The organism is Leptospira fluminis, from assembly GCF_004771275.1.
GTDB classification, from domain to species: Bacteria; Spirochaetota; Leptospiria; order Leptospirales; family Leptospiraceae; genus Leptospira_B; species Leptospira_B fluminis.
On the sequence record NZ_RQEV01000007.1, the window covers coordinates 207596 to 233197 of the forward strand.

At 47.0% G+C, this 25602-nt stretch carries 22 protein-coding genes and 2 pseudogenes; 12 read left to right on the forward strand and 12 right to left on the reverse strand.

The annotated features are described in order from the left end of the window. Positions 1 to 82: 82 nt before the first annotated feature. Positions 83 to 2791: a hybrid sensor histidine kinase/response regulator gene (locus EHO61_RS06290; RefSeq protein WP_135812775.1), complete on the reverse strand. Its 2709-nt coding sequence runs from the start codon at positions 2789 to 2791 to the stop codon at positions 83 to 85. 145 nt (positions 2792 to 2936) lie between these two features. Here EHO61_RS06290 and EHO61_RS06295 point away from each other — a divergent pair, with 145 nt between their 5' ends. Next, complete coding sequence (locus EHO61_RS06295) at positions 2937 to 4115, forward strand: MFS transporter (protein WP_135812776.1); 1179 nt, start codon at positions 2937 to 2939, stop codon at positions 4113 to 4115. A 14-nt stretch (positions 4116 to 4129) separates the two neighbouring features. Here EHO61_RS06295 and EHO61_RS06300 read toward each other — a convergent pair whose 3' ends face one another. Further along, positions 4130 to 4834, reverse strand: a complete 705-nt coding sequence (locus tag EHO61_RS06300) for an SOS response-associated peptidase (protein ID WP_246032031.1) — start codon at positions 4832 to 4834, stop codon at positions 4130 to 4132. 95 nt (positions 4835 to 4929) lie between these two features. On the opposite strand from EHO61_RS06300, the gene EHO61_RS06305 reads away from it, so the two are divergent. Further along, positions 4930 to 6174, forward strand: coding sequence for a M48 family metallopeptidase (locus tag EHO61_RS06305; protein ID WP_135812777.1), 1245 nt, complete (start codon positions 4930 to 4932; stop codon positions 6172 to 6174). 141 nt (positions 6175 to 6315) lie between these two features. Continuing rightward, positions 6316 to 7182: an Lp29 family lipoprotein gene (locus EHO61_RS06310; protein WP_246032032.1), complete on the forward strand. Its 867-nt coding sequence runs from the start codon at positions 6316 to 6318 to the stop codon at positions 7180 to 7182. Positions 7183 to 7213: 31 nt separating this feature from the next. Here the strand turns inward: EHO61_RS06310 and EHO61_RS17205 are convergent, their stop codons facing one another. From EHO61_RS17205 to EHO61_RS06330, 5 genes are all read right to left on the reverse strand, one after another. Next, positions 7214 to 7642 carry a hypothetical protein gene (locus tag EHO61_RS17205; RefSeq protein WP_167884820.1) on the reverse strand — a complete coding sequence of 143 codons (429 nt, stop codon included), beginning with the start codon at positions 7640 to 7642 and terminating at the stop codon, positions 7214 to 7216. A 28-nt stretch (positions 7643 to 7670) separates the two neighbouring features. Further along, positions 7671 to 8186 (reverse strand): hypothetical protein, encoded by a 516-nt coding sequence (locus tag EHO61_RS06315; RefSeq protein WP_135812778.1) that lies wholly within the window; start codon positions 8184 to 8186, stop codon positions 7671 to 7673. Further along, positions 8183 to 8443: a hypothetical protein gene (locus EHO61_RS06320; RefSeq protein ID WP_135812779.1), complete on the reverse strand. Its 261-nt coding sequence runs from the start codon at positions 8441 to 8443 to the stop codon at positions 8183 to 8185. Before EHO61_RS06320 ends, EHO61_RS06315 begins: the two co-directional genes overlap by 4 nt. Before the next feature lie 609 nt (positions 8444 to 9052). Further along, positions 9053 to 9655: a tetratricopeptide repeat protein gene (locus EHO61_RS06325; RefSeq protein ID WP_135812780.1), complete on the reverse strand. Its 603-nt coding sequence runs from the start codon at positions 9653 to 9655 to the stop codon at positions 9053 to 9055. An 8-nt stretch (positions 9656 to 9663) separates the two neighbouring features. Next, on the reverse strand, positions 9664 to 10347 hold the full coding sequence (locus EHO61_RS06330; protein WP_135812781.1) for a hypothetical protein: 684 nt from the start codon (positions 10345 to 10347) through the stop codon (positions 9664 to 9666). Between the two features lie 182 nt (positions 10348 to 10529). Here EHO61_RS06330 and EHO61_RS06335 point away from each other — a divergent pair, with 182 nt between their 5' ends. From EHO61_RS06335 to EHO61_RS06370, 9 genes and pseudogenes are all read left to right on the forward strand, one after another. Further along, positions 10530 to 11132, forward strand: a complete 603-nt coding sequence (locus EHO61_RS06335; protein ID WP_135812782.1) for a tetratricopeptide repeat protein — start codon at positions 10530 to 10532, stop codon at positions 11130 to 11132. Positions 11133 to 11144: 12 nt separating this feature from the next. Further along, entirely contained in the window at positions 11145 to 11840 is a 696-nt protein-coding gene (locus EHO61_RS06340) for an MORN repeat-containing protein (protein WP_246032033.1), read from the forward strand. Positions 11841 to 11943: 103 nt separating this feature from the next. Beyond that, a complete protein-coding gene (locus EHO61_RS06345) occupies positions 11944 to 12414 on the forward strand; it encodes a hypothetical protein (protein ID WP_135812783.1) in 471 nt (156 codons plus the stop codon). Between the two features lie 282 nt (positions 12415 to 12696). After that, the gene (locus EHO61_RS06350; RefSeq protein ID WP_135812784.1) at positions 12697 to 17460 is read left to right on the forward strand and encodes a TIGR04388 family protein; all 4764 of its coding nucleotides are present in this window, start codon (positions 12697 to 12699) and stop codon (positions 17458 to 17460) included. Beyond that, on the forward strand, positions 17435 to 17992 hold the full coding sequence (locus EHO61_RS06355; RefSeq protein ID WP_135812785.1) for a hypothetical protein: 558 nt from the start codon (positions 17435 to 17437) through the stop codon (positions 17990 to 17992). The genes EHO61_RS06350 and EHO61_RS06355 overlap by 26 nt, the downstream gene beginning before the upstream one ends. Positions 17993 to 18052: 60 nt before the next feature. After that, a pseudogene (locus EHO61_RS06360) lies at positions 18053 to 19090 on the forward strand (TIGR04388 family protein); the annotation flags it as partial. A 13-nt stretch (positions 19091 to 19103) separates the two neighbouring features. Further along, a pseudogene (locus tag EHO61_RS17330) lies at positions 19104 to 19211 on the forward strand (DUF2283 domain-containing protein); the annotation flags it as partial. A gap of 127 nt (positions 19212 to 19338) precedes the next feature. Then, complete coding sequence (locus EHO61_RS06365) at positions 19339 to 20334, forward strand: catalase family protein (RefSeq protein WP_135812786.1); 996 nt, start codon at positions 19339 to 19341, stop codon at positions 20332 to 20334. A 26-nt stretch (positions 20335 to 20360) separates the two neighbouring features. After that, positions 20361 to 21164 carry an SDR family oxidoreductase gene (locus tag EHO61_RS06370; RefSeq protein ID WP_135812787.1) on the forward strand — a complete coding sequence of 268 codons (804 nt, stop codon included), beginning with the start codon at positions 20361 to 20363 and terminating at the stop codon, positions 21162 to 21164. Positions 21165 to 21202: 38 nt separating this feature from the next. On the opposite strand, the gene EHO61_RS06375 is transcribed toward EHO61_RS06370, so the two are convergent. From EHO61_RS06375 to EHO61_RS06395, 5 genes are read right to left on the reverse strand one after another with little or no spacing between them, the layout of a single operon-like run. Next, complete coding sequence (locus EHO61_RS06375) at positions 21203 to 21577, reverse strand: response regulator (RefSeq protein WP_135768724.1); 375 nt, start codon at positions 21575 to 21577, stop codon at positions 21203 to 21205. A gap of 1 nt (position 21578) precedes the next feature. Then, positions 21579 to 22436, reverse strand: coding sequence for a CheR family methyltransferase (locus tag EHO61_RS06380; RefSeq protein WP_135812788.1), 858 nt, complete (start codon positions 22434 to 22436; stop codon positions 21579 to 21581). An 11-nt stretch (positions 22437 to 22447) separates the two neighbouring features. Then, on the reverse strand, positions 22448 to 23512 hold the full coding sequence (gene cheB, locus EHO61_RS06385) for a chemotaxis-specific protein-glutamate methyltransferase CheB (protein ID WP_135812789.1): 1065 nt from the start codon (positions 23510 to 23512) through the stop codon (positions 22448 to 22450). Between the two features lie 22 nt (positions 23513 to 23534). Continuing rightward, entirely contained in the window at positions 23535 to 25145 is a 1611-nt protein-coding gene (locus tag EHO61_RS06390) for a methyl-accepting chemotaxis protein (protein ID WP_135812790.1), read from the reverse strand. A gap of 11 nt (positions 25146 to 25156) precedes the next feature. Continuing rightward, a complete protein-coding gene (locus EHO61_RS06395) occupies positions 25157 to 25600 on the reverse strand; it encodes a chemotaxis protein CheW (protein WP_135812791.1) in 444 nt (147 codons plus the stop codon). Positions 25601 to 25602 lie beyond the last annotated feature (2 nt).

Sequence of the window (25602 nt, forward strand, 5' to 3'; positions counted from 1 at the left end):
TTATAAGACGAACCGAATCGGATCCCGAATACTCTCCGGTTCGAATTCCTTCGCTGCGAAGTTTCTTTCCGTATCGGTTCGTCTAGGGCTCCGTTCGATCCAGAGCTCCCCTGATCTTCGCCAATATTTCGTTGGCCTTGTACGGTTTTTGAAGTACGTCATACACTCCCGCTTTCAGGAGTTCCACTTTGCGATCCGGTTCCAAAAATCCGCTGAAGAGGATGACTTGAAGCCTAGGATTGATTTTACGCAACTCGAAAAAGATCCGGTCCCCGGACAGCTCGGGAAGTCCCACATCGGAAAGCACGAGAGAGATTTCCTTTGCGTTTTCCGAATAGATTTCCAAGGCGCTCTTCCCGTCCTTTGCCGCAAGAACCGTGTACCCTTTTTCCTCCAGAAGAATCTTGATCGTTTCCCGCAGCATCTCCTCGTCTTCTATGATCAGAACGGTTTCGTTTCCTCCGATCGGATCCTCCGGTATTCCGAGTTCTCCCGTCTCTTCCTGTACTTCGCGGAAGCCGGCGGGTAAAAATATCTGAAAGGTCGCTCCGGATTCCGGGGCGCTCTCCACGGAGATATGTCCTCCGTGTCGCTCCACGATTCCGTAGACCATAGCCAATCCCAGTCCGCTCCCCGCTCCGGATTGTTTGGTCGTAAAGAAAGGTTCGAAAATACGGTTTTGAGTCTCTTCGTCCATTCCGTATCCCGTGTCGGATACCTGGATTCTCACGTATTCCTCCGCTTCCGCCTTCGGAAACATGGTACGAACGAGGTCTCCGGAAACCGCTCCGATACGGATCACTAGATCTCCTCCTTCGGGCATTGCATCCCTACTGTTCAGGCAAAGGTTCAGGAGTACCTGTTGGATTTGCGTTCGATCCGCGATCACGGCGGGTAGGTTAGGATCGATTTTTGTCTCCACCGAAATCCATTTGGGAAACGTCTCCCTCATCAACGGAAGAATCTCCTGCACGATCGTTTCGATCCGGATCGCGTGAAAGGACGGATCGGATTTGCGGGCGAAGGTCAGTAGCTGGCGGACGAGTGCGGCCCCCCTGTCGACGGCTCTACCGATCGTCTCCACGCTTCGAGCAATCCGTCCGGCGTCTCCGAAATTTTTTTCCAATATGGATAAGTTGCCGAGAATGATCCCCAGTAGGTTGTTAAAATCATGGGCGAGTCCTCCCGCTAGGGTTCCCAAGCTTTCCAGCTTTTGGGACTGGAAGAGTTGCTGCTCCAAATGTCTCCGTTGCGTAATATCGGTGGCAATCCCCGCCACCCCGACGGTCTTTCCTTCCCTGGCCAAAGGACGCCCGGAAGTCTGCACCCAAATCTGCCTTCCGTCCTTGGTATTCATCCTGTATTCCGACAATTGCCTGCTTCCCGCAAGAGCCCTCTTATAGGATCGGGAAGCGCTTTCTCGATCCTCTTCGAATACGAATTCCTCGAAGGTTTTTCCGATCAATTCTTCCGGTAGGTATCCGATCACGGAACGAACCGCGGGACTGATGAACGTGATCCGCCCTCGGGTATCCAGGGAAAAGATGACGTCGTTGATGTTCTCCATCAACTCGCTGTACATACGCTGGGATTCCCGTAAGGCGTCTTCGACCAGCTTTCTCTCCGTGATGACCACGCCGGAAGGTATGAGGTATTCCACCTTCCCTCTCTCGTCCAGAATCGGTTGTATGGAAAAATCCAAGGAAATGAATTGCCGATCCGAAATTCTGGACTGTATGTCGTATCTGACGGATTTTCCGGAGGCGGCCGTATTGATGGCTTCCCTGAGTTTCCGTTGCACGTCCACGGAATAGGACCAGTAATACGTCTCCTCGAATTTTTTGCCGACCACGTCCTCCAGCTTTAATCCTGCGAGCGTCAAGGCCGCATGGTTCGCCTCCACCACGGTTCCGTCAGGCCGGATCAATCCCACGAACATGTAGGGCCCTAGACCGTCTATGATTCTGCGAAGGTGACGTTCGCTTTTTTGGACCAATTCCTCTTGGTGCTTGATTTCGGTTAGATCGCGGGCGACTCCCACGATTTTGGTGATCGCGCCGTTTTCGTCCCTGAGAGGAATCAACACAGTATGAAAGGAACGTAATATAGAATCGAATTCCAAAACCTCATCGTAACCGATGGGGACTTCCTCATCCACGCACCTCCGGTAATTCTCCGCGAGTTTGACTGCGACATCCGGAGGAACGAGTTCATCGATGTACTTTCCCGCGACGTCCGCGATTTTCATTCCGGTCGCTTTTTCCTCAGCCGGATTGAAATCCAGAATCCGAAAGCGATTTTCCGGGAAGACTTCCAAGACAAACATACAATCCGAAGTCTTTTCGAATATTTCCCTGTATCTATATTCGCTTTCGCGAAGGGCAGCCTCTTGTCTTTTCTTTTCGGTGACGTTCTGAGTCATCACCATCCCGAAGATCACCGACCCGTCGTCCCCAAAAATCGGAATATGATGAACTTTGAATATATTGTTCCGGAACGGAACCTCCGCTTCCACGGATTCCCCGGCCAAGACGGTACGGTAATAGGGTTCTATCACATCGCAGGTTTCCTGGGGGAACACTTCCCAGATGGTCCTGCCGGTCATCTGCTCGGATGATAATCCGACCTCCGCGAGGCCGGCGCCGTCGATCAGGCGGTAACGCAGATCTTCGTCGAAGATGGCGATCGCTCCGTTGGGGAAATTCTTTGCCAGAGTCTTGTACAAGAACTCGGTCCCTTTTAGAGAATCAGTCTCCGTTCGATCCTTGCCTTTCTCTCTCTCGTCCATCATACTTCGCAGCCTTTCAACGGGCAACCTACTCTAAAAACCGCTTTCCTTTCTTCCATACTCTTTCGTACTGGTATGTTCCCGTCGAATCGGTTTTTCGAATTTTCGAAAAGTCCTCCGGGAGTGGACAAGCAATACGAGTATTCGCATGAAAGTCATCACCAAATCGATTTGGATCCTATCTTTAGTTAGCTTATTTACGGATGTGGCAAGCGAAATGCTCTATCCTATCCTACCTTTGTACTTGAAAAGTATCGGTTTTTCCGTCCTTCTCATCGGCGTCCTGGAAGGAGTCGCGGAGGCGGTGGCAGGACTTAGCAAAGGCTATTTCGGAAAACTTTCCGACACAAATGCCAAAAGAGTGCCTTTTGTGCAATGGGGGTACCTATTCAGCGCCTTATCTAAACCAATGATGGGGATTTTTTCGAATGCTGCCTGGGTCTTTTCCGCAAGGACCCTGGATCGGTTCGGGAAAGGTCTCCGAACAGGCGCAAGGGACGCGTTGTTATCCGAAGAGGCGACTCCGGAGACAAAGGGGGCGGTTTTCGGTTTTCATCGCTCTATGGACACTTTAGGCGCGGTGATCGGTCCTTTTTTGGCGCTTTGCTTTTTGTATTTTTATCCGGAACGTTATGTTCTTCTTTTTTATATCGCATTCTTTCCCGGTCTCGCGGCAGTGATCGTATCCCGATTCCTAAAGGAGAAGGAAAAAAGCCCTTCCCCTCAAAAGGAGGACTTCTTCGGTTTCGTAGGCTATTGGAAAAAAAGTCCGATCGCTTACCGCAGATTGACTGCGGGTTTATTGGTCTTCGGATTGATCAACAGTTCGGACGTTTTTTTGCTTATGTTCGCAAAGAGCAAAGGGCTGGAAGATACGGAAGTGATCTGGATGTACATTCTGTACAACCTGACCTACGCGCTCGCTTCCTTTCCGGTAGGAATCCTTTCCGACCGGTTCGGATTGAAACGAGTCTTGGCGGTAGGTTTGTTTCTTTTCAGCGGAGTCTACTTCGGGATGGCGTTTGCGACAAGCAGGGAAATGTTTTACGGTTTATTTATTCTTTACGGATTCTATTCGGCGACCACGGAAGGGATCTCCAAAGCTCTGATCACGAACATCTCGGATCCTAGTGATGCGGCAACCGCGATCGGAAGTTTTGCGGGATGGAACAGCATCGCTTCGCTGCTCGCCAGTTCTTTAGCCGGCGTCGTTTGGTTTTCCCTAGGTCCAAAAACCCTCTTCCTGACTTCCGCAGGGGTTTGCCTGGTCGTAGTCGTTTACTTATCCGTTTTGAAGCTGGAACGAAGGGACTCGGTTCTTAAATAAAATCATAGGCCACGTTATCCGGAACCGGTGTGCTCGTCTTCCGGAGGAGGGTCCTTTTTGATCTCGAATACGATGCTACGCTCGCTCCGAACCAGCGATATCGGATCCGCAGCCCCATCCAACCAGGACGAGTAATCCTCTTGGGCGATCACTCCGGGTTGTCTTTCTCCGACGGGAGTCATTTCCAAGGAAGCAGGTACGGTAACGATCGCAAAGCCGGGAATGATCTGGCCGCCTTCGTGATAATGCACATGAAGTCCCGCAAACGCGAAGAGTTCCGTGGATTTAGGATTGATCTCTACGTTGATTTTTTCCGTATCGGAGAGGGTTTTCCATTCGTAAAAGGAACTGGCAGGGATGAGACAGCGGGAACTTTTGACCGCGTCCTTCCATAAAGGGGAAGTTTTGAAACTTTCGATTCTGGCGACCGTTTCGTACTTTTGGGTTTTGCTGTTCCAGACTCCCCATTTGTAATTCTTCAGAACCCTTTCCTCGGATTGGAGGATCAGGACGGGGGCCACATCTCCGGGAAACACTTCCCGATCCAATCTGTACTTCTCTACGATTTCCGCTTTTTCGTTCTCGATCCGGAATTGAGAGACGATTTGGTCCGCGTCGGACGGGAGCCTGTACGAATCGCACATTGCCCAATTTTCATCTTTGGAGTGGAGAAAAGCAATCGATTTTCCGGATCGTTCCGTGAGAGGCGTAACGATCACCGTTTTCCTTCGTTAGGCTAGCTTACCGGAATTGTGATTGACCTGTTCCTCCTCTTGGCAATGCTTACGTGGCCGCAACAGGCTTCTTTTCAACCATGTCCATCCGTACATCTTTTTTATTCGTTTATCTTCTCCAATTCGGCTTCGCAATGCTCTTAAAATACCTCTCCTTTTTAGGAGACACCTCCTCCGAAACACATGAAGCAATTTTAAAGTATTTTACGGAAGAGGATTTGCGGAAGGGAATCGAATACGATCGTAGAGGCTTTTTTGCCTCTTTAGCCTCGGAATGGATCGATGTTTTTCTGACGGGCCTCCTGGTATTCACTCCGTTTTCCGTGAAAATAGAGGATTTTCTTTTGAGAAAAACGGGGCAAAGATTCTATTTTGCCGCCGCCTTATTCCTTTTGGCGCTGGGATTTTTCAAGTTTCTGATCGGTTTGCCTTTTCATTATTATTTCGGTTACGTTTTGGAACACCGTTTCGGATTCTCGGCCATGACCCTGTGGGATTGGATTTTGTACACGACTAAGTCTCTGCTGGTCGGGACAGCGATCTCCTTACCTTTGGGGTTGGGTTCCATTTTTATATTAAGAAAATTTACATCTTCTTGGAAGTACATCATTACGGCGGGGTCCTTGGTTCTGGGTCTGGCGTTTTCCGTTCTCTTTCCGATCTTCATCACTCCCCTGTTTTACGAATACCATCCGATCGAAGAAGGAAGTCTGAAGTCGAAGATCGTGGATCTTTGTCATCGGGCGAAGATAGAGGTCTCGGACGTTTATGTGATCAACGAAAGCAAATATTCCGGGCACACGAACGCTTATTTTACCGGCTGGGGTACAAACCGGAAAATCTTTCTCTACGACACTCTCATCCAAAAACATACGGAAGCCGAAGTGATCAGCGTTTTGGGGCACGAGATCGGTCATTGGGTGCACAACCACCAGACCAAGGATATCCTTATAGGGACCGCGGAAACTTTTTTACTCTGTTTCGTTTTGGCCTATCTCTTCCGCAAGACTAAGGAAGAAAATCGTCTTCCTCTGAAAGAGTTTTCTTCCCCTTCCAGCCTGCCCTTTCTTTTTTTGGTTCTTTCCCTGGTCGGTACCGTGACGAGGCCGGTTTGGAGTACGCTCAGCAGAATGCAGGAATCTCAGGCGGATTTGGAAGCGCTCGTTCTGACAAAGGACAAGGAAGCGTTTATAGAAGCGGAGAAAAAACTGGCCAAAGACAATCGGTCCCGATTGAATCCGAATCGCTGGGAAGTGCTTCTAGAACATTCTCATCCCACCACTTTAGAAAGGATTCATATGGCGGAGGGTTTTTCCGGAGAGTGAAGTCCCGCGCAGCATGCGTAAGGCTTGTCCGACACGAAGGTCGCGACCGGAAACTTCGTGTACCGGAATTTCGGAAGTGCGGTTTTTCCAACTCTTAAAAAAAGAATCGACTCATTTTCCGGATTCGACGATTCGATAGTCATGTCCGTTTTCCTTTTTGTTTTGCATAGGGCGCTCAGGCTCGGCGTCTTTGCTTCCATTTCGATCGCGTTTTTCTTTCCTTCCTGTACTTCGATGAATCTGGTGGATTCGGATCCTCCGATGAAACAAAGGGTGGCTTCGATGAAAAAGGTGGCTCTTGTGGGTTTTCACCCCTACTCCACCGAAACCATCGGTGTGAAGTTGGACGGTTGGATCGATACTCCTTGTAAGTCGGAGATCTCCCAAAAGTACGGTACCAATCTGAAGTCCGCTTTCTTTAAGGGTCGTCGGAATGTTCCTTCGGACCACCGGGCGGCGTATCCGCTGCGGACCCAGGTAGTGGGTCCTCTTTCTTGGGGGGATTCGATTTCCAAGTTTCCGGCAGCGGGGCCAGACGAGAGTGTTTCGGAAGAGAATATTTTCCGATTTATGGAATTTTCCTATTCCCTCATGGGAGCAGGCGCTCTTCCTGATTTGTGTGCGGTTCTTTCGTGGGATGCGGGTTCCAAAACATTCAAAATGCAGAAGCGGGATGTGGACTTTTATGCGGTCGGTTTTTTTACTCCGGTTTTTTCCCGTCCGACGGTGTTAGGAGCGATTACCTTCGGGGTCACTTTGCCTTTGAGCATCTTTAGCATCGGAATTCTTCCGACCATGCAACAGAGGCGGACCGAATCAGTTTTCCGGATATATGATTCCAAATTGGAACTCGTGAAGGAAGTCAAAGCGGAGAATTCGTTTTGGACCTTGGATGCGATCTGGGCCATGCCGAGCGACAGGCGGAAGCTGATAGAAGGTTATTCCTACGATGCGCCGGCATGGGAAAAAGACGTAGAAGAATTGGATCGTAGTTGGAAGCCGGAGTAAATCGCTTTGTATGCTTAAACGATTCACTTAATTAATGTAATGCATTAAATTTTATTCTTAATCGCTTTTGAATATTTTGACGATACTCCAACTTTTTTTTATCACTATTTAATTTCTTATTCTTCGGCGGTTCAAAATCAAAATCCTTTCCTTCTTCCATAACACGTATCTCAATATGACTATAATTTTCAATTTGATCGTCTGTCTTTTTTAACGGATCATGAACCGGATTTGCGATTTTCTTAAATCGAGCCGTCTTTATCGAAAATGAATAACAACCATCCTTAAGGCTGCCATTCCGCCGATACCAAATGTCCCAAGGGTAAGAAAACCGAGACCAATTACAAGATATGTCTGGAAACTTGATTGTTTCTAATTTGATTTTTTTATTTTCATCGAGATCGGAAGATTTAAAGCTTCGGTATAAGCATTCCCAACTTCTTATTGAAGCCGAAGACAATCTGTGTCTATTATTTATTTCTAACCTTTTAGGTGACTTTATCGAATTGCAGATTCTTAAAATACGTGCTATAAGAGGAGTCATTATCGAGATCTAATTCGTCTAATTCTATTAAATTTGAGTTTTTTATTAAAGCAATTACTATATTTCCATGATTATAAACTTCAATGAAGACTTCAATTTCTTTATTTGAAAATAGTTTTTTTCTAATTTTCTTATACACAATCGCTATCCCTCCTTCAATAGAAGGAGCAACGCGTAAAGGGATAATATGAAAATCTTCTTTGATTTTGTTTATTATTCTTATAGAATTATCTTTAACAGAATCGCTAATTTCTGGATACCCAATCGGAGCAGCAAGTTTTTTCAAATATAGAAAGATGTTTCCAATTGCTGACGTTGTTATCTGAGTTTGTTCCGTTTTTGATAAACTTTTAGAAAAAAGGGAAGATATTGCATCCGCACCTATCCATCTTTCAGCATTATCATTATCGGAAGATAAATAGTAATCAAAAGAATTCGTTACTGTGAGAATTTCGCTCATTTTTTTCTCAACGATTCCGGAGTCTCGACGAGAAGGATCGGTATAAGATGAGTAACGTATAGCGGATTCCCCGCTTGGTCATACTCTCCATCAATTCTTATTACTTGGGCAAGGTTCTGTTTTACTTTAACCACAGTACCATCAGATAATTCATACGTAGACCAAGGCTCATCAGACTTCCTGATCTCGACTATCGTACCTTCTTTATTAACAGGTCCGTTAGGCGTTTGAACTGGAACAGTTATTTTATTTGACATTTAAATTTCCGTAACTAAAAGACCCATCGAGTCATATTTAAAGAAAATAATTTTACTTACAGGTTTAATTTTCGGTTATTTTTTAAATAAACCTATATTATAATCAGTAGTCAAGTAACTTGAAAACAAATTACATCGGACATTTGATAAATATTTGTTTAGTCATTTTTCGGTGTATGTAAGAGACGCTTACGATAATCATTATTCCCAAGTCTATGCAATGAAATTAGAAGTATCCACAATGGCTATACAAAGTATAAAGAAAATTCCTCCCCTAAAGGGCAAGCACGCAAAGGATTTTGTCCAGAAGGCAGATTCCACATTATCTAGACAAATCAAGGTCTCCGAACAAGAGAAGAAAATTTACCTATCTCTTGCTCAAAAGAATCAACGAAACGGTAAATAGAAGGCAATTCATTCCAAAACTTTGATGTACGTCATAATTTCGATTACATCCGAATCTGATTTTGATAAAAGATAAAAAACCACCAATTCTGAAAAGCAAACGTAAATAAAAAAGATAGGATGAAGGGATTCGAAATTCGTTCTCCTCACTCTTTTACAGTATTACTTATTGCATTTAGAAGATCGGTCGCAAGCATAGTTCGTTCATCCCCGCTTTTTTCGTTTTCGCTCCGGGCGGGCGGTCTTTTCCCCTTTGGTTTTTGGGCCCTGCAATTTTGTGAGTCGATTCTTGGCTTCTTGGATAGCGGATTGCCTGTTTTTGGGTGCGATTTTTAGGAAATTCGCGTAGTTTGCGGCGGCGAGTTTGTTGTTGCCGGAGTTTTCATAGGCGAGTGCGAGGTTGTACACGATTTCGGGCATGTTCGGGTTAAGTCGGAGCGCAATTTCGTAATTTCGGATCGCCTCGGAGTTCTGTCCTTTTGCGGACAATAGGACTCCTAGATTGTAGTAGGCTTGCGCGTATTCCGGATCGATTGAGATCACTTCTTTAAATTTTTGTAATGCTTCCTCGTTACGATTCAGAGTCATGAGCGCAATGCCCGCGTTTGCGATGTAATCCGGCACTTTAGGATCCAGCTCCGCCGCCTTTAGGAATTGGTAGAGCGCCTTTTCCGGATCCGTGTCAAGCGTTCGAATTCCTTGTTCGTTGTGTTGCAACGCTTTGGCTGCGGTTGTTTCGCCATTGCAAACGGTCAGAAATACGCAGAGAAGTATGAGAGAAAAGGTCGTTTTCGGAAGCGTTCTCATTGCCACTCCTAGCGCGCAAAGTAAGAAATCAACGCTATAAAAAGAAGTATCGGCGATAGTGTCAGGATGACGGCCCTGCCGATCGGTTGGTCGTATCTGTTATGGAAGGCTTTTACGGAATACACGATGCTCGTTCCTAGGATTCCGATCGTAAAGACGGCCCAAAAAACGGTGATTCCGATTTGGAAGAATCGGTTCGGAATGAGGACGAGCTTGAGAAGCGTGGTGATCTGTTGGATGGCGATTCCAACCATCGGAAAAAACAGGGTGTTTAAGGATAATAGGGCCAAGAAAGGTTTTTGGGCCTCCTTTTCCTTGCCGTTTAAGATCCAGAATGCGAGATTCCAAATCGCCGCCGTGAAGACGGGTAGGAAGGTCCAGAAGAGAAAAAATCCGAAAATGTTTTGGGGAAAATGCGAGAAGAAATAGAGAAGGCCTCCGATTTCCTTTTGGGCATACAGGTCTTCCACCATCGTGTTCGTAGTCGTCCCTTTGTAAAAGAAATCGATCAGGATATTGACCGTGTTGAGTAGCCCTGCGAACTCGAAAACGTACGTATAACGCATGAATCCGGATTTTAAAGCCGGGTTTGTCCACTCCAGGATCGGAGTCTTGTCTCGGATCAAGGACAGGATGTCTAACTTTTCCTTTTGGAAAATATTCTTTAGTTTTAAAGGAATCGAATCGAGCATTTGTTTTTGGTCCCTTTGTTCACGCGACAGAATCGGTTGTCGTTTCAAATTTTTATGATCAAATAGCGTTAGTATCCGGCCTGTGTCGAGAGAAATACTCCGGAAATCCGGTTTTCATTTGACTTTGAAGCGGTTGTTCGAGTTTTTTAACAATCATTCGTTCGGGTCGGTTTTGTAGGCTCATGCAAATTCTAAAACAGAGTCGTTTTGCCTCCTTTCTTCTTTTTGTTTTGGTCGCTTGGGGTTGCGGCGGCGTTTCGAAAGATACGAAGGACCGGTATGCGGCAGGCGTAGCTTTTTACGATGCGAAAAATCTGAAAGAGGCCATCGTCCAGTTTCAAAACGTATATTCAGAGGATCCGAATTATCTTTCCACTCGGTTTATGCTCGGGAAGTGTTACTTCTATTCCAAGAATTTCCAAAAGGCGAAAGAGTTTTTCGGTGAAGATTACGATTCCAACCGGAACCGTTTGCATTCCGGTATTTGGTGGTATCGCACCAGATTTTTATTGGGAGAAGATCCTAAGGAAATCCTTTCCGGCGTGGTGTCCCTTTTGGAAGTCGATCCGGAACTTTCGGAAGGTTGGATTTTACGCGGTATGATCGAGGAAAAACTGGGGAAACCTTCGGAGGCGCTCCAGAGTTATCTGAAAGCGGCGGAGGAATCCGATCGTATCGCTTTGGTCAACTTCAGACTGTCAAAGGTATTTCGTAAAATAGGATTGTCGGAGCGTGCGGACGCTTACGAAGTGAAAGCGAGAGCCTTGGGCTACAAAGAGAAGTAGGAAGGTTTTTTCGTGAACTTACGGGTACTTTTTTCCGACTTGAAAGATTTTCTTGTTTTGCCTTCCCAAAAACGGAGGCGAGTTTTGTTGGTCGTCTTTTCCGTTTCGGCTTTGGCGGTCGTTGTTTCCTTTTTGCTTTCCGTGGGTTCCGGCGTTTGCCAAGCGGGGAACTGTTGGTTCGGCCTGGGAGTGATGAAGTATTCCGACGGGAACATCTACCGTGGGTCTCTTTTGTTACGCAAGGCAAACGGGTACGGTGAGTTTGTGAGCCGGAAGAAAGATCGGTATTTTGGGGAATGGTCCTGGGGCAAAAAACACGGGTACGGGATTTATTATTACGGTAACGGCGACGTGTACGAGGGCCAATTTTCCTCCAACGTCAAAGTCGGATTCGGTTCGTTTTCCTGGAAAGGAGGTTTGAAGTACGTAGGGAGATGGGAAGACGGGGAACCGTCCGGCCCGGGCAAGCTCCTTTTGGAAGACGGTACGACGAGCCTGGATGGGGAATACCGTAAGGGAATCATTTATAACGGAAAAGGAATGTACGTCTACGACGACGGCACAAGGTACGTAGGAGAGTGGAAGGAAGGAAGGAGAAACGGGTTCGGGATCCAATTGGATTCCGCCGGGAGGATTTTGTATTCGGGCCAATGGGTAAACGACCATCCATTGGGATCGGCTCCCTCGAAGGGAAGGACCCCTTCCTAATCGTCGTTTGTTTTCCGCAAAAAAGTGGATTGACGAAACGCAGGAGTCGGCACTAACTCGCGAATGTACGGGGAAACCCGGTCTCACAGGAGAAACTCATTCGATGAAATCGATTTACAGAATTCTTATTTTGGCATTCGTATTGTTTGCATTCGTGTCCGGTTGCAAGAAGTCTTCCAATAGCGACGACTCGTCAACCATTCTTGCTTTGGCTCTTGCACAGAACGGCCAAGGTTGCTCCCCCAAGGGTCTCACGATTACGAAAGGCGGAAGTGCGGTCACCGGTGGTAGCACGGCAGGGTACTTCTATTATTATTATGTAAGCTTGGCTGGGACGACAGACACGGTTACGTTCTCTTCTACTCCATCCGGTGGTGCCGGAAACGTTGTGAGCATTGGAAAATCTAACATTTTGATAGCTGCAAATAACGTAACTGCTTCCGCCAATTATGATGCCTTCGGAGCCGTTGCTCCCTATACGAATAGTTCTGTGACTACTAGCGCCGGAAATTTTAGATGTCTTGTGGTTCAAGTTCCAGCTTCCGGTTCCTCTTACTCGCTGTCGATTAACTGAACATTTTTCTTCCTTCCTTCGGACGCTCCTCTTCTCTGGGGAGGGGTGTCTTTTTTCCTTCTTTTTCTCCTTGCCCCTTAAGGGACGCGTCATACTCCTATTGGTCTAGTTTTCCTCTTTTGCTCTAGGTGTTTCGTCTCTTTTTTTATCCTTTTTTGGGATATTGTGGCAATCTTAGGTCCATTCTTGCCTTTTCTTCTGGACGCCTGTCTAAGAAATCTTATTTTTTGGCTTAAATATAGAGATTTTGGGGTTTTCGGTATGGATTCGTTGGATAAGAGAATGATTGTTCCGGTCAGGTCTTTCGGGTGGAAGGATCGTGTTTGGTCCGGTGTTCTTCTTGCCAGTTATCTTTGGTTGCTTGTCCTACCTTCTTCTTTCGTTTTTTCCCAAGCGGTGACTGTTCCGAACTTTCTCCCTCCCCAAGTTCAAAACCAAACCCTGCATCAGTACGAAACGTTGGCGAACCAATCGCATTCTCTGGACGCATGGAACCAGATCGTAAACCAAGGTTTCGGTGTGATCAAATCGTCTTGGGAAGCGCAGGCGAACCTGGAGATCCAGGCGCTGGAAAGTTCCGTGAACTCCCAATATGCAAACGACCCGGCAACTGCCGCTTATATCGATCGGATGATCGAATCCCAAGCGAGCCAATCGGAGCAGGCTTGGTTGAATCAAATCGAATCTCAGGTCATGAACGACCAAAACGCTTTTTTGGCGAGCTTGCCAACCCAAGGTGTCTTGTCGGGTAAAGATTCGAATTCCAATTACCAGGCGACGCTTTCCAACGGTCTACAGAGCTTTGCAGATTCCTTGTCCACTCTCCAAAAAAATTACCAGGACCAGTTGGCGTCGATCAGCCAGCAGGATGCTCAGTACCAACAGAACCTGCAACAATTACAAAATTATGAAACTGGAATCCGAACAAATCTCCAGTCCGCAGTCACCCAATTGAACGGTTCCCTCCAAAATACGGCGCTGTTTTACAATACCAAGGTGGACGGTTCCACAGATTGGACCTCTTTGAACGCCTCGGGGCAACAGTTGCAGACTTTGATTGCAGAGCTGAACCTGGGACTGCAAAACGGAACTTCCCTTTCCGTCTTGGCTTCGGAGATGACGAGTTATCTACAGGCGCAGGAGACCCAAGCGGCACAGAATGCGACGTATTGGACCCAACAGGCGCAACCTCACAGTTTGACCAATGCGAATGCGGCAGTCGGTTTTGCAGATTACCAATTGAACGGAACCCAGGACTTACTCAATTATGCAAATACAGTCCGGTCCTCCAGCAGTGCGATCAATGCAATCATGTCGTACATTGATGGGGGGAGCAATTCTCAGGACCCTACCCTATTGAGTTTTTTGTATTCCACGTATGGGTATGATCCGACTAAGACGCAAATCGTAGGAATTAATAGTGCCGATTTTACTGGTTCCAACATGGGCTATTCAAACTATAGTCCCTTTCCAGTCACATTAGGGCATTCTGGAGACCGTTTGACTTATTCTTCTAGTGGGTTAAACGCATTCGATTTTACGGCAACCGGTCTTTGGGCATTTGCATTCTTTATACCCGTTACGGCCGCGTTTACCGAAGATACATTCAATTACACCATCAATTTCCAAGTCAAAGACCTAACCGCAGCAGGAAACGCACAAACCTGGAACGGATTTGCAACGGGCTTGAATAGCGAGCTCGGATCCTGGAATACTCTCACACCGGCGATCACAAATTGGGAATCGCAAGTCTCCGCCTACCAAGCGCAATATGCAGCTTGGCATGCAAAGGCAATGGCGGAAGAAAACCAATTGCAGATTGCCTACACTAACGGAGCACAAACCTTAGATACGGAAAAGACTTCCTGGATTGCGAGTTTAGTAAGCATGCAATCGAATGCATCGGCGACTAGTTCCGGATCCAAAGGTGAAGATGACGATGAGCACCATACAAGTCTAGATCCGAATTTGCCAAAGATCACTTCGATTTTACTGCCAAATGCAAACAATGATCTGGGGCCGGTGGCCTCGGCTCCTTCGCTCGAAAATTCAGGACTGAATAACGTACTCTCCATCTTCCAACAAAGCTTGATGGCTTCCAGCAACCTGGCCTTAGAAAACCAAATCAACCAAAGAGCCATCGATGAGAAGAATGCTGCGGTACAGCAAATCGCAAACTCTCTCGGCAAAAACGCAGTCGTAGACGACTATGGAAATATCACGTACACGACTGCCATCGAAGACGGACATGCAAAACTCAAAGACGGGGGAGATGCCACGAACTTTAGCGACTACGTGGCAACTACTACGAATGAGCACGTGTATGTAGGAGCTCCTGCTACCATCTCCATTGCAAATGCAGCCCCTCAGGATCTATTCCAAAGCTGGGATACGAATGCTGTCACAACCTCCTTCCAGACGAGTGAGAGTTCCTTTAACAATTCGTATAACACTGCATTAACTACGCTTAACAAACAGATCAGTGACTTAAACGCATTAAACGCTAAGAACGACACGCTGTTCCAGAAGGAAGCTCAGGCGGAAGCGAGTTTTGCGTCCGATCAAAAAAGTTTAGCACAAACATTATTACAAGGCGGGAATTTCACTTCTTGGGTCAAGAGTCAGATCCAGGACAAGGTAAACTCCGCCGTTGCTCAAGCGATTGCAAATGCAACTGGAATGGATCCCGCTCTCGCGCAACAACTGGTCCAGATGTTCGAGAAGAACCAAGCAGAGAAGAAAGCTAAGGCAAAAGCGCAGCAACAAGAGATCACGACAGGATTGGAAGTCGTGGGATCCATTGCATTGTCGTTTGTCGCAGGACCTGAAATGCTCGCGCTTGGACAAGCAGCTCTCCAAGCAGTACAAGGATACCAGAATGGTGGAGTGGAAGGAGCACTGGTTGGAGCAGCGAGTGGAGCCGTGGGTGCATACGCCAGAACTGTTGGAGTTAACGTAAACGTAGCATATAGCAGAGATGGTGGATTTTCCGCAGGATTAGGAGTGGGGAGTTCCTCGCTAAACGCAGGACTCACCTTTTCCCAACACGGAGCCGCCGGGTTTAATGTAGGTTCGAGAGCTGGAAATTTAAGCTATAACCCAACAACGGGATTTAGCGGATCCGTAAACTTGGGAATGGGAAACGAAAACCTGAACGGGGCCATGTTGAATATCGGGCAGCACTCCGGGCCTAGCCTCACCTACCAAGCAAATACTGACAAACTAGGAACTCCTACAGGAGCCGGAGGATCCTTTACCATAGATGGGAAAGGAGATGTGTCCGCCTCCGCCACATACGGAAATGCTACCGTCGCCACTGTCTCCGGAAATTTACATAACCCTGGGAAGATCGGGGGTTTAACGTTGAATGATAACTTCAACAACGACCTGAACCAAAACCTGGCTATGGAGAAAGCGGATGCGAATCTGGAGAAAGCGACCGGGAAATTATCTGCTGGAAGAGCGGATCTCACTAAGAATGCGAACGAGGCTCAGCTCGAGATCCTAAACGACCCGAATGCGAGTGCACAAGACAAGCACAATGTTTTGGCGACCTTAGCGAAGGCAGAGGGTGCAGCTACCGATGCAAGTTCGGCGTCTAGCTGGCTCGGAAGGACAGCTCAGGATTTAGCTGGGAATATTGCCGGTAGCTTGGGGTTGAAGGCAAGTGACTCCAACGGGTTTATTGATAAAAACGGGGACTATGTTCAGAGGACTTGCTTTACTGCCGGGACTCTCATTCGTACGAAAGAGGGTCTAAAACCGATTGAGAAGATTGCAACTGGGGACTTGGTACTGTCCTTAAATCCTGAAACCGGAGAAGTATCTTACAAAAAGGTATTACGGTTATTTTCCAAAGAAACTCCTCTCATTCATAGAATCACGTATACGAATGGAGAGATCATCAACACGACTTGGAACCACCCTTTCTATATCCGTGGCAAGGGATTTCAGGAAGTTAAAGACATCAAAGAGCATGACCGCTCTGTTACGGTAGCGAGTGTTCGGAATTCAAGTAGTGTTAACAGAAGTTACGGAATCCAGATCGGGGCATCTCTAGCGGCCTTAAGAACGAGTGCCGCTACTTCAAACTCAGCTTCTTGGAAGGAAGAGATCCGAGGAACGGCGGAAATTCACAAAGTAGAAGAAATCTACGAAAAGACCATCGTTTATAACTTCGAAGTAGAGGACGACCATACGTATTTCGTGGGGAAAAACGGAGTTCTGGTACACAATGATTCCAGTTGTGGTCCGGGGTATGTTTCCGGATTGAAGGAAGCGATCGCTGCCAAAGGTGGAGAGCTTTTAGGCGGACAGACGGTTGCGGAAGCAAAAGCCGAAGCTGCTGCTTTAAGAGAACAGGCTAAGAACCAGAAAGAATTCGATGCCTACTACGAAACCGGTAAGATGCACGTAGAAGTAGGGAAAGAAGCTGCTCTTTGGTATAGCGGAGAGAGATTACTTCATTTTGCTGGCAAGGGATTAATCAAGGGAACTGAGATGTTCCTGGGTACCGAAGCCGGTGTCAAGGTTGCTAGTAAGGTCAAGGGTTGGCTGGGAGCTGGGGAAGCTGGCACGGCGAGCGAAGGGATAGCTAGGACCGCAGGAAAACTTAATGAAGGATTATTACAAGGTGTGGAACGCGAAAACGTTCTTTCCCGAAATTTTACTCATGATCCGACCGGAGATGTGGTCTCGGGAATTGAGAATTTAGCAAATCGCTTACCTAAAGATAAACCTGTAGTTGTTATAGGCGAGAGCATGGAGACTAGAGTAAATCAAGTTCGAGATGCATTAGTTGGAAAGGGATTCAATGTTCGAACTTACGAACCTAGAAATTTTAGAAGTATAGAAAATTTAAACCCAAAAGACGTTGAGGCAAATAGATCTTGGATTAAGTATTGGACGAAAGAGAAAGGTGCAAACATAATTGATATAGGAAGAGATCCTTTGAGGAAACGACGTAGCGCATTTTACGGCGTAGAAGTACGGAGCATTTACGGAGAAAACAAATATCCCAATGTCACAAAATATTCCATCGAATAGAGATGATTTTCATCGAATTTATAAGGGATATGAATCTTTTCTACGAGAAGCCGGGGAAAAGTTTAATTTTTTATGCAAAGATAATAATTATCATTTAGTTGAATCAGGATTATTTAGTCCTACTTATTATCGGGATGCAAATGCAAAATTGAAGTATTCATCCTCAAAAATCGGCATAGAGATTAGTTGGTTTTTTCCAGAAGGATTAATTGATATTACTTTTTTCGAATTAAAGGAAGGTAGGTTTCCCATTAGTTCAGATAAAGAGATTAATATTTTTGACATTTACGATTTGGTAGAATTTATTAAAAAATCAGATCCCCTCCCGTTCTTTGTGCTCAAGAGCCCGGATAATATAAGCGTACGGATGATAAAAAAAAGACAGGAATTACTTAGTAATAATTTATCGGGAATATTAGATAATCTTGTTGAAAATTTAAAAGAAAACGGAAAGCGGATATTTGATGGTGATCTGAAGATATTCTCTGAAATTCAAGAATTTAATAAAATGAAGGTATTTAATAAAACTTAATTCCCCGCTTAGAACCCGCGAGGGATGCGCAGGGCTTGTCCGACACGAGAGGATTAACCAATGAAGCGAAAAGATCAAAGCAAAAGCGTGTTGGATGAGCGGGACTCCGCGAACCCGAAGCAGCCCGGACCGAAGGGCGCGGCCCTATTCCTCCTACTTACCTTTACTTATACCCCCTTAATATCTCCTATATTACAATCGCTCATGGCTTCCAGCAACCTGGCCTTAGAAAACCAAATCAACCAAAGAGCCATCGATGAGAAGAATGCTGCGGTACAGCAAATCGCAAACTCTCTCGGCAAAAACGCAGTCGTAGACGACTATGGAAATATCACGTACACGACTGCCATCGAAGACGGACATGCAAAACTCAAAGACGGGGGAGATGCCACGAACTTTAGCGACTACGTGGCAACTACTACGAATGAGCACGTGTATGTAGGAGCTCCTGCTACCATCTCCATTGCAAATGCAGCCCCTCAGGATCTATTCCAAAGCTGGGATACGAATGCTATCACAAGCTCCTTCCAGACGAGTGAGAGTTCCTTTAACAATTCGTATAACACTGCATTAACTACGCTAAACAAACAGATATCGGACCTAAACGCTCAGAACGCTAAAAACGATTCGATGTTCCAGAAAGAAGCGCAAGCAGAAGCAAGCTACGCAAGTGACGTACAAAGCTTGGCAAAAGCAATGTTGCAAGGAGGAACCTTCGAATCTTGGGTGAAAGGACAAATCCAAGACAAGGTAAACTCCGCAGTCGCCCAAGCGATAGCAAACGCTACAGGAATGGACCCGGCATTAGCGCAACAGCTTGTCCAGATGTTCGAGAAGAACCAAGCAGAGAAGAAAGCTAAGGCAAAAGCGCAGCAACAAGAGATCACGACAGGATTAGAGGTTGTAGGATCGATCGCACTGTCCTTTGTCGCTGGACCAGAAATGTTGGCCTTGGGACAGGCAGCTCTCCAAGCAGTGCAAGGATACCAGAATGGTGGAGTAGAAGGAGCGTTAGTCGGGGCGGCCTCTGGAGCTGTAGGGGCGTATGCCAGAACAGTCGGAGTGTCTGTAAACGTAGCATATAGCAGAGATGGTGGATCCTTTACCATCGATGGAAAAGGTAGATACGTTAGGAAACGTGATAGGCTTTTCCATTCTCAAAGTAAGTTCCTTCCAGAAAGAACCTGTTTCCGTCCTTCTCCGGAGCGGAGTCGCTTAAATAAGATCCCTTCCCCGGCCTAGGACAAAGGCATTGGGTTTCCAAATATTTTGTTTCCCGTCTTCCGAAAAAACGCTACTCTGCCCAATTGGTAGGAACTTTCAAAAGGGGTTCCGGGAGACAAAGCATGAAGCCTGCGAGCACCGATTGGAAAGAGGAAATCACCGCCGACGAGGAACAGAGATTTGCGGGTTATGTGGAAAAATTCCGCGCAATCCAAGAGAAGAATTCCAAACTCTTCGGCAAAGGTAGAATCCTTCATAGGAAACAACTCCTAGGACTCAAAGCGGAGTTCGAAGTTTTATCCCAGATTCCGGAACACGCAAAACAGGGAATCTTTCGCAAGCCCGGTAAATTCGAAAGTTGGATCCGACTTTCCAACGGAAGCATGCAGATCCAATCTGATTCGAAAGGAGACATCCGAGGCTTTGCCATCAAAGTGAAGGGAGTGGAAGGTCCCGGCGCCTTGCAATCAGGCAACGTAAAAGCCCAAGATTTTTTATTGATCAATCTGGAGGCGTTTTCCTCTCCCAAGAGCGAGGAGTTCGTAGGTCTTGTGACCGCCGTTGCGGACGGCGGTTTGTCCCTATTGAAATATCTTGTGGGAAGGTACGGATTTTTCGGAGCTCTCTCCAAAATCCGGAAAACGGCCGCTGCGTTTAACAAACCCTTTTCAGGATTCGCAACTGAAAAATTCCACAGTGCGGCTCCGATCTCATGGGGACCGTACGCCGGAAGAGTCCGACTTGTTCCTTCACAAAATCGGTCGGGAAGCAACGGCTCTTCCTCGGACTTGGGAAACGACATGAAGCTTCATTTGGAGCAAGGCTCTCTAAGTTACGACTTCCAGGTCCAATTTTTCGTGTCGGAAAACGTGACCCCGATAGAGGATGCCTCCGTGAATTGGCCCGAATCCGAAGCTCCGTACGTTACCGTGGCGAAACTCACGATCCCGGCCCAGGACTGGAATTCCCCCTCTTGGGAAGAATTCCAAAAGAATGTGGAGCAGGCGATCTTCGATCCTTGGGAAGCTCTTCTGGAGCATAAACCTTTAGGGGACGTTATGCGGGCTCGGAAGCATGTTTATTTTGCCAGCCAAAAAGGAAGAAACGCCGTCCAATAAGGCCGATCCGTTTCAGGAGGTATCGAATGAAGTCCTTTTATAAAGACAAAGTGGTATGGATTACCGGTGCATCATCCGGAATCGGAGAAGCGTTGGTGCAGGAACTGGCCGGCACAGGCTGCAAGATCGTCCTCTCCGCCAGAAGAGAGAAGGAATTGCAGAGGGTCAGAAAGCAAAACAAACTAGACGATTACAACAGCATGATTCTACCGATGGATTTGGAAAAATACCGAGGCTTGGACAAACTTCCGACTAAGGTAATGAAGAAATTCGGATCCATAGACGTACTGATCAATAACGGAGGAATCAGCCAACGTTCCTACGCTCATGAGACCTCCATCGCGACTTACGAATCCTTAATGAATGTGAATTTCTTCGGGAATATAGCTTTGACTCTCGCGGTATTGCCGATCATGAGAGAGAAAGGATCCGGTTGGATCTCTTCCATTTCCAGCGTGGCCGGAATGTTCGGCGTACCTCTACGTACCGGTTATTCTGCCACAAAAGCGGCGTTGACGGGTTTCTTCGAAGCCTTACGGATCGAGAACATCGATCGAAGCATCAAGGTCACTTTGGTTTATCCGGGTTTCGTAAAAACCCAGATTTCCAACAACGCTTTAAAAGGGGACGGAAGAAAACAGGGGAAAATGGATCAGATCATCAATCAAGGATTAGACGCAAACGAGTGCGCGAGAAGAATCCTGGACGGAATCGCTTCGGAAAAGTTGACAGTCGTCTTTGCCGGACCGAGAGAGAACTTTGCGATCCGACTCCATAAGTATTTTCCTAGTATATTCGCCAAATTTTTAGCGAGGGCGAAAGTCACCTAAGAAAAAGCGACGACGGAATCAGATAGCTCTGAAGATTCCTAGGCCGCGCTGGAATTCAAGACCTGTTTGATGATGTCCAAAAACTGAACCGGCCGAAAGGGTTTGATGATCCAACCGTTTGCGCCGGCTGCAGCTCCGCTCTGTTTCATGCTGTCTTCCGATTCCGTGGTCAGCGTCAGGATAGGAACGTTCTGATCTATTTTTCTCAGTTCCTTGATGAAAGTAATCCCATCCATGATCGGCATGTTGATGTCGGTGATCACAAGATCGACCGGCCCGAGGGAAAACTTTTCTATTCCGTCCTTGCCGTCCTGAGCGAGCACCACCTCGTATCCTCCCATCCCTAACGTTTGCTGAACGAGGCTCCTCATCGTAGCGGAGTCGTCCACAGCCAATATCCTTGCCGTTGCCATTTTAAGTTCCTCTTGAAAAAAGTGTTACGTTGGAAGAATTCACTTCGTAATATCTGCACAACCCGAATTCCCTCAGCAGAAACTTGCTGGAGAAGTCCGAAACGGATTCCGCCGAACCGATGATCAAAAAACTATCCTGGTTCAGCGTCTTTGCGATCTTATCGAATAAATTCCGGCGCTCGTTCGAGTCGAAATAGTAGGATACGTTCCTACAAAGCACTAAATCGAACCCTGTCGGAAATTCGGAGGAAATCAGATTGTGCTGCTTGAATTCCACGACCGAGCGGATCTCGTCGTTGATTCGAAAAGTCCCGTCGGGCAGTTTATCGAAATATCTTCCCAGATGATATTCCTCCAAGCCTCTTCCTATCTCGAAGGAAGTATAACATCCGGATCTGGCTTTTTCGATCGTCTCTTTTGCGATATCGGTCGCCAAAATTTTTATATTCTTGAATACGTGAGGCAATCGTTCCCGAATCGCTATTGCGACCGAATAAGGCTCCTGTCCCGTAGAACAGGCAGCCGACCAAATGCGAATGGGATGGTTTTTCCAGCCTTTGTACAGTTCGTTTTTACGATCTATGATTTCCGGAATGATCCGGTCCAGAATCGTCTCGAAAATACTTTCGTCCCGAAAGAATTTCGTTTCGTGGGTGGTAATCCGCTCGATTACCTTTTCCCTAAAATCCACCTCGTGGGAATTTTCGAACTTCTTTGAAAATTCGTAAAAAGACGCGATCTTATGATCCGACATGAGACCTGATAGCCGGCTCTCCAAGAGATACGTCTTTTCGTCGGTCAGAGAAAGTCCGGTTACCTTTTTTAATACGTTCATAAATTCCAGTATTTCTTTGCTCATAACACGGACCCCTAACCCATCAAAGCGGATATTTTTTCGGCTATTCCGGTGATATCGGAAATTTCATCTATCAATCCTTCCTTAATCGGACGGCTAGGCATCCCGAATACCAGACAGCTCTCCTGGTTTTGAGCTAAAAGAAAACTCCCTTTCTCCCGCATCGCTTTCAAACCCAGGTAGCCGTCTTCGCCCATTCCCGTCATGATCACTCCGATGGATTCGTTCGAAAAATTCTTGGCAATCGAATTGAAAAGTATATTTACGGAAGGCTTGCAGAGTTCTTCCTGAGGTCCCGCGGTCACTTTAGCGACCGGACCTTCCGGGCTCTGCATGATCTCGAGCTGTTTTCCTCCCGGTGCAATATACACCGCCCTTTTCTTCAATAATTCCCCGTCCTCGACTTCCTTGATCCCTAACGCAGTGCACGAACTTAGATTTTCCGCGAGATAATTCGTGAAAACCGGAGGCATATGTTGGGCGATCACGATCGTTCCGTTCAGATCGGAAGGGATTTTTGAGAGCAGTTCCCGCAATGCAATGGGACCACCGGTGGAAATACCGACGGCACAAATGGAATATTTCCGTTTCGGGGGTCTGAAGGAGATCTCGTTTTGTCGGTGAACTACATGGACCGGTTTGTTGATTCCATTTTTTGAATGCAATGCCTTGACTTTTTCGATCAAAGAACTCAAGGCTTCCGATATTTTTTCCGCTCCGGCGGTCACTCCGTCCGGCTTGGAAACGAAATCCAACGCGCCCATCTCCATCGCCTTTAAGGTCACTTTTGCCCCATCCATAGTGAGGGAACTCAGCATAATGACCTTGGTTTCGGGAAATTGGATCCTGATCTCCCTAAGCGTGGTCAGTCCGTCCATCTCGGGCATTTCCACGTCCAAAACCACGAAATCCGGTTTGAGATGCGCGATCTTAGGCAGCGCAAACTTTCCGTCGATTGCGGCGCCTAAAAATTCGATCTCCGGATCTTGGCTAAAAGCGGACCTTAACAGATTGCGATAAACGAGGGAATCGTCCACCGCTAAAACCGTTATCCTTTTTTTTTCCAGAGAATCCTCCAATGGAAAGCCTTCGAACCCGGAGTCAGGCCTTGGAATTCGAAATCTTGAACTGATTCACCAAAGTAGTGATTCCGGCGGCCAGTTCCTGCAACGATTGGGAAAGTTTGGAAACATTTCCCGACTCCTTGGCTCCGTCCAAAGAAGCCGTCGACACTCCGTTGATGTTCTTGGTGACATCGTTGGAAGCAAGGGTCGTCTGACTGATGTTCGTCGCAATCTCTTTCGTTGTAATGGATTGTTCCTCCACTGCGGAAGCGATACTACCGCTGATCTGGTTCACTTCGGCGATCACACTCGTGATCTTTCCGATGGATTCGATGACACGTTCCGTACTTTTTTGGATCGCGGAAATCTTACCTTTGATTTCCTCGGAGGATTCCGCGGATTGTCGGGCCAATTCCTTGACTTCCGAGGCGACCACGGCGAATCCTTTTCCCGCTTCCCCCGCTCCTGCGGCCTCTATGGCAGCGTTTAGGGCGAGCAACTTCGTTTGCGAAGCTATATTAGAAATGCTTTCGATTACGTTTCCGATCTCTTTCGCGTTTTGCCCTAATTCCTTGACCACGTCTCCGGTCTCGATCGCGGTAGTATTCGCCTCCCGGGCGATCTTTGCGGAATCGGCCGCTTTTTTGGCGACCTCTCCTACCGATACGGACATCTCTTCGATGGAGCTGGACACCATATTCAGATTTTGGTTCATCTGAGTGGCGGCAACGGCTATGGTTTGGGATTGTTGCGACATCTGCTCGATTCCGGAGGAAAGATTCAAGCTGGCTCCCGATAAATCCGTAGAGGATTGGAACAGAATATCCCCGTTCTCTTTCAAACGGGCGATCAATGCGGCCGTGTTGATCAGCATGTTTAGGATCGCCTTATCCAGTTCTCCTATTTCGTCGTTCCTATTATGGACCACGTCGACCGAAAGGTCGCCCGATGCTATCTTGTTCGCGATCCTTGTGGATTCTTTGAGCGGTTTCAGGATGTATCCTATGTTCATCCATCCCCAAATTATTTGAATCACCCCGAAAACCGAGGCTATCCCGTAGGAATACGTGGTACCTAATCCCAGGAATTGGAATCCGGAAAGCAAAGCTAAACCGAGTAAGCTAAAACCGATATACATTCCCAGCTTGAAACGGATGGAAAGTTTTTTGGAGTTAGTCGCACGGAGTTTCGTATTGCCGGTGAGAATATCCTTATACAGTTGACCGGCGGCTTCCACCTGCTCGCGAGTGGGCTTTCTCCGAACGGACATGTATCCGACGATATTTCCGTTCTCGAAACGAGGAGCGACGTTCGCATCCACCCAATAGTGGTCCCCGTTCTTACTCCTGTTTTTTACGATTCCTCGCCAAGGCTTTCCCTTTTGGATCGTATCCCAGAAATCCGCGAATACGCTTCTAGGTATATCGGGGTGACGGACAACGTTATGCGGCTTTCCGACCAGTTCCTCCTGCGTCAGACCGGCGATCTCAAGGAATTCCTTATTCGCGTAAGTCACTTTTCCCTTCAGATCCGTCATGGAAACGAGAGTGGTCCCCTCCGTCATCGCGACTTCTTGGTCGGTCACGGAAACGGACATCTGTTTCCTTTCGTTCTCTAAGCTTTTTTTCTGGGATACAAAACCAAACATCTACTTCCCTCTTATACGTCTTCCAAACGCAGTAATTCTTCGTGATTCAATATTATTAGAGTTTCGCCTTTAAACAGAGCGACGTTCCGGATGAATCTTCCTTCCCTCTCGTCTATATGCGACGGGCAGGGTTCGAAATTCTTCTCTTCCACTTCGATAATATCCGAGACTTCGTCCGCCATGATCGCAAAAGATTCCTTTTTTCCCTTCAATCGTATTATGGAATACTTATCTTCCTCCCTATTCTGCATTCTACCGAATAAGGATCTGAGATTCAGTATCGTCACCACGTCTCCGCGCAGATTCACGATCCCTTCCACATGTGCGGGTGAACATGGCACCTTCAATATTTTCTTATTGTGGTCCACTTCTTTACATTCTCCCAACGGTACTCCGTAGATCTCGGAGCCGAGAAGAAAAGATAAGAACTGCTTCCTTCGCGCTTTTTCGTCCATGG

Coding starts and splice junctions, on each gene's coding strand:
- EHO61_RS06290 (WP_135812775.1), bottom strand. CDS start 2,791: ATGATGGACGAGAGAGAGAAAGGCAAGGATCGAACGGAGACTGATTCT.
- EHO61_RS06295 (WP_135812776.1), top strand. CDS start 2,937: ATGAAAGTCATCACCAAATCGATTTGGATCCTATCTTTAGTTAGCTTA.
- EHO61_RS06305 (WP_135812777.1), top strand. CDS start 4,930: ATGTCCATCCGTACATCTTTTTTATTCGTTTATCTTCTCCAATTCGGC.
- EHO61_RS06310 (WP_246032032.1), top strand. CDS start 6,316: ATGTCCGTTTTCCTTTTTGTTTTGCATAGGGCGCTCAGGCTCGGCGTC.
- EHO61_RS06315 (WP_135812778.1), bottom strand. CDS start 8,186: ATGAGCGAAATTCTCACAGTAACGAATTCTTTTGATTACTATTTATCT.
- EHO61_RS06320 (WP_135812779.1), bottom strand. CDS start 8,443: ATGTCAAATAAAATAACTGTTCCAGTTCAAACGCCTAACGGACCTGTT.
- EHO61_RS06325 (WP_135812780.1), bottom strand. CDS start 9,655: ATGAGAACGCTTCCGAAAACGACCTTTTCTCTCATACTTCTCTGCGTA.
- EHO61_RS06330 (WP_135812781.1), bottom strand. CDS start 10,347: ATGCTCGATTCGATTCCTTTAAAACTAAAGAATATTTTCCAAAAGGAA.
- EHO61_RS06335 (WP_135812782.1), top strand. CDS start 10,530: ATGCAAATTCTAAAACAGAGTCGTTTTGCCTCCTTTCTTCTTTTTGTT.
- EHO61_RS06345 (WP_135812783.1), top strand. CDS start 11,944: ATGAAATCGATTTACAGAATTCTTATTTTGGCATTCGTATTGTTTGCA.
- EHO61_RS06350 (WP_135812784.1), top strand. CDS start 12,697: ATGATTGTTCCGGTCAGGTCTTTCGGGTGGAAGGATCGTGTTTGGTCC.
- EHO61_RS06355 (WP_135812785.1), top strand. CDS start 17,435: ATGTCACAAAATATTCCATCGAATAGAGATGATTTTCATCGAATTTAT.
- EHO61_RS06365 (WP_135812786.1), top strand. CDS start 19,339: ATGAAGCCTGCGAGCACCGATTGGAAAGAGGAAATCACCGCCGACGAG.
- EHO61_RS06370 (WP_135812787.1), top strand. CDS start 20,361: ATGAAGTCCTTTTATAAAGACAAAGTGGTATGGATTACCGGTGCATCA.
- EHO61_RS06375 (WP_135768724.1), bottom strand. CDS start 21,577: ATGGCAACGGCAAGGATATTGGCTGTGGACGACTCCGCTACGATGAGG.
- EHO61_RS06380 (WP_135812788.1), bottom strand. CDS start 22,436: ATGAGCAAAGAAATACTGGAATTTATGAACGTATTAAAAAAGGTAACC.
- EHO61_RS06390 (WP_135812790.1), bottom strand. CDS start 25,145: ATGTTTGGTTTTGTATCCCAGAAAAAAAGCTTAGAGAACGAAAGGAAA.
- EHO61_RS06395 (WP_135812791.1), bottom strand. CDS start 25,600: ATGGACGAAAAAGCGCGAAGGAAGCAGTTCTTATCTTTTCTTCTCGGC.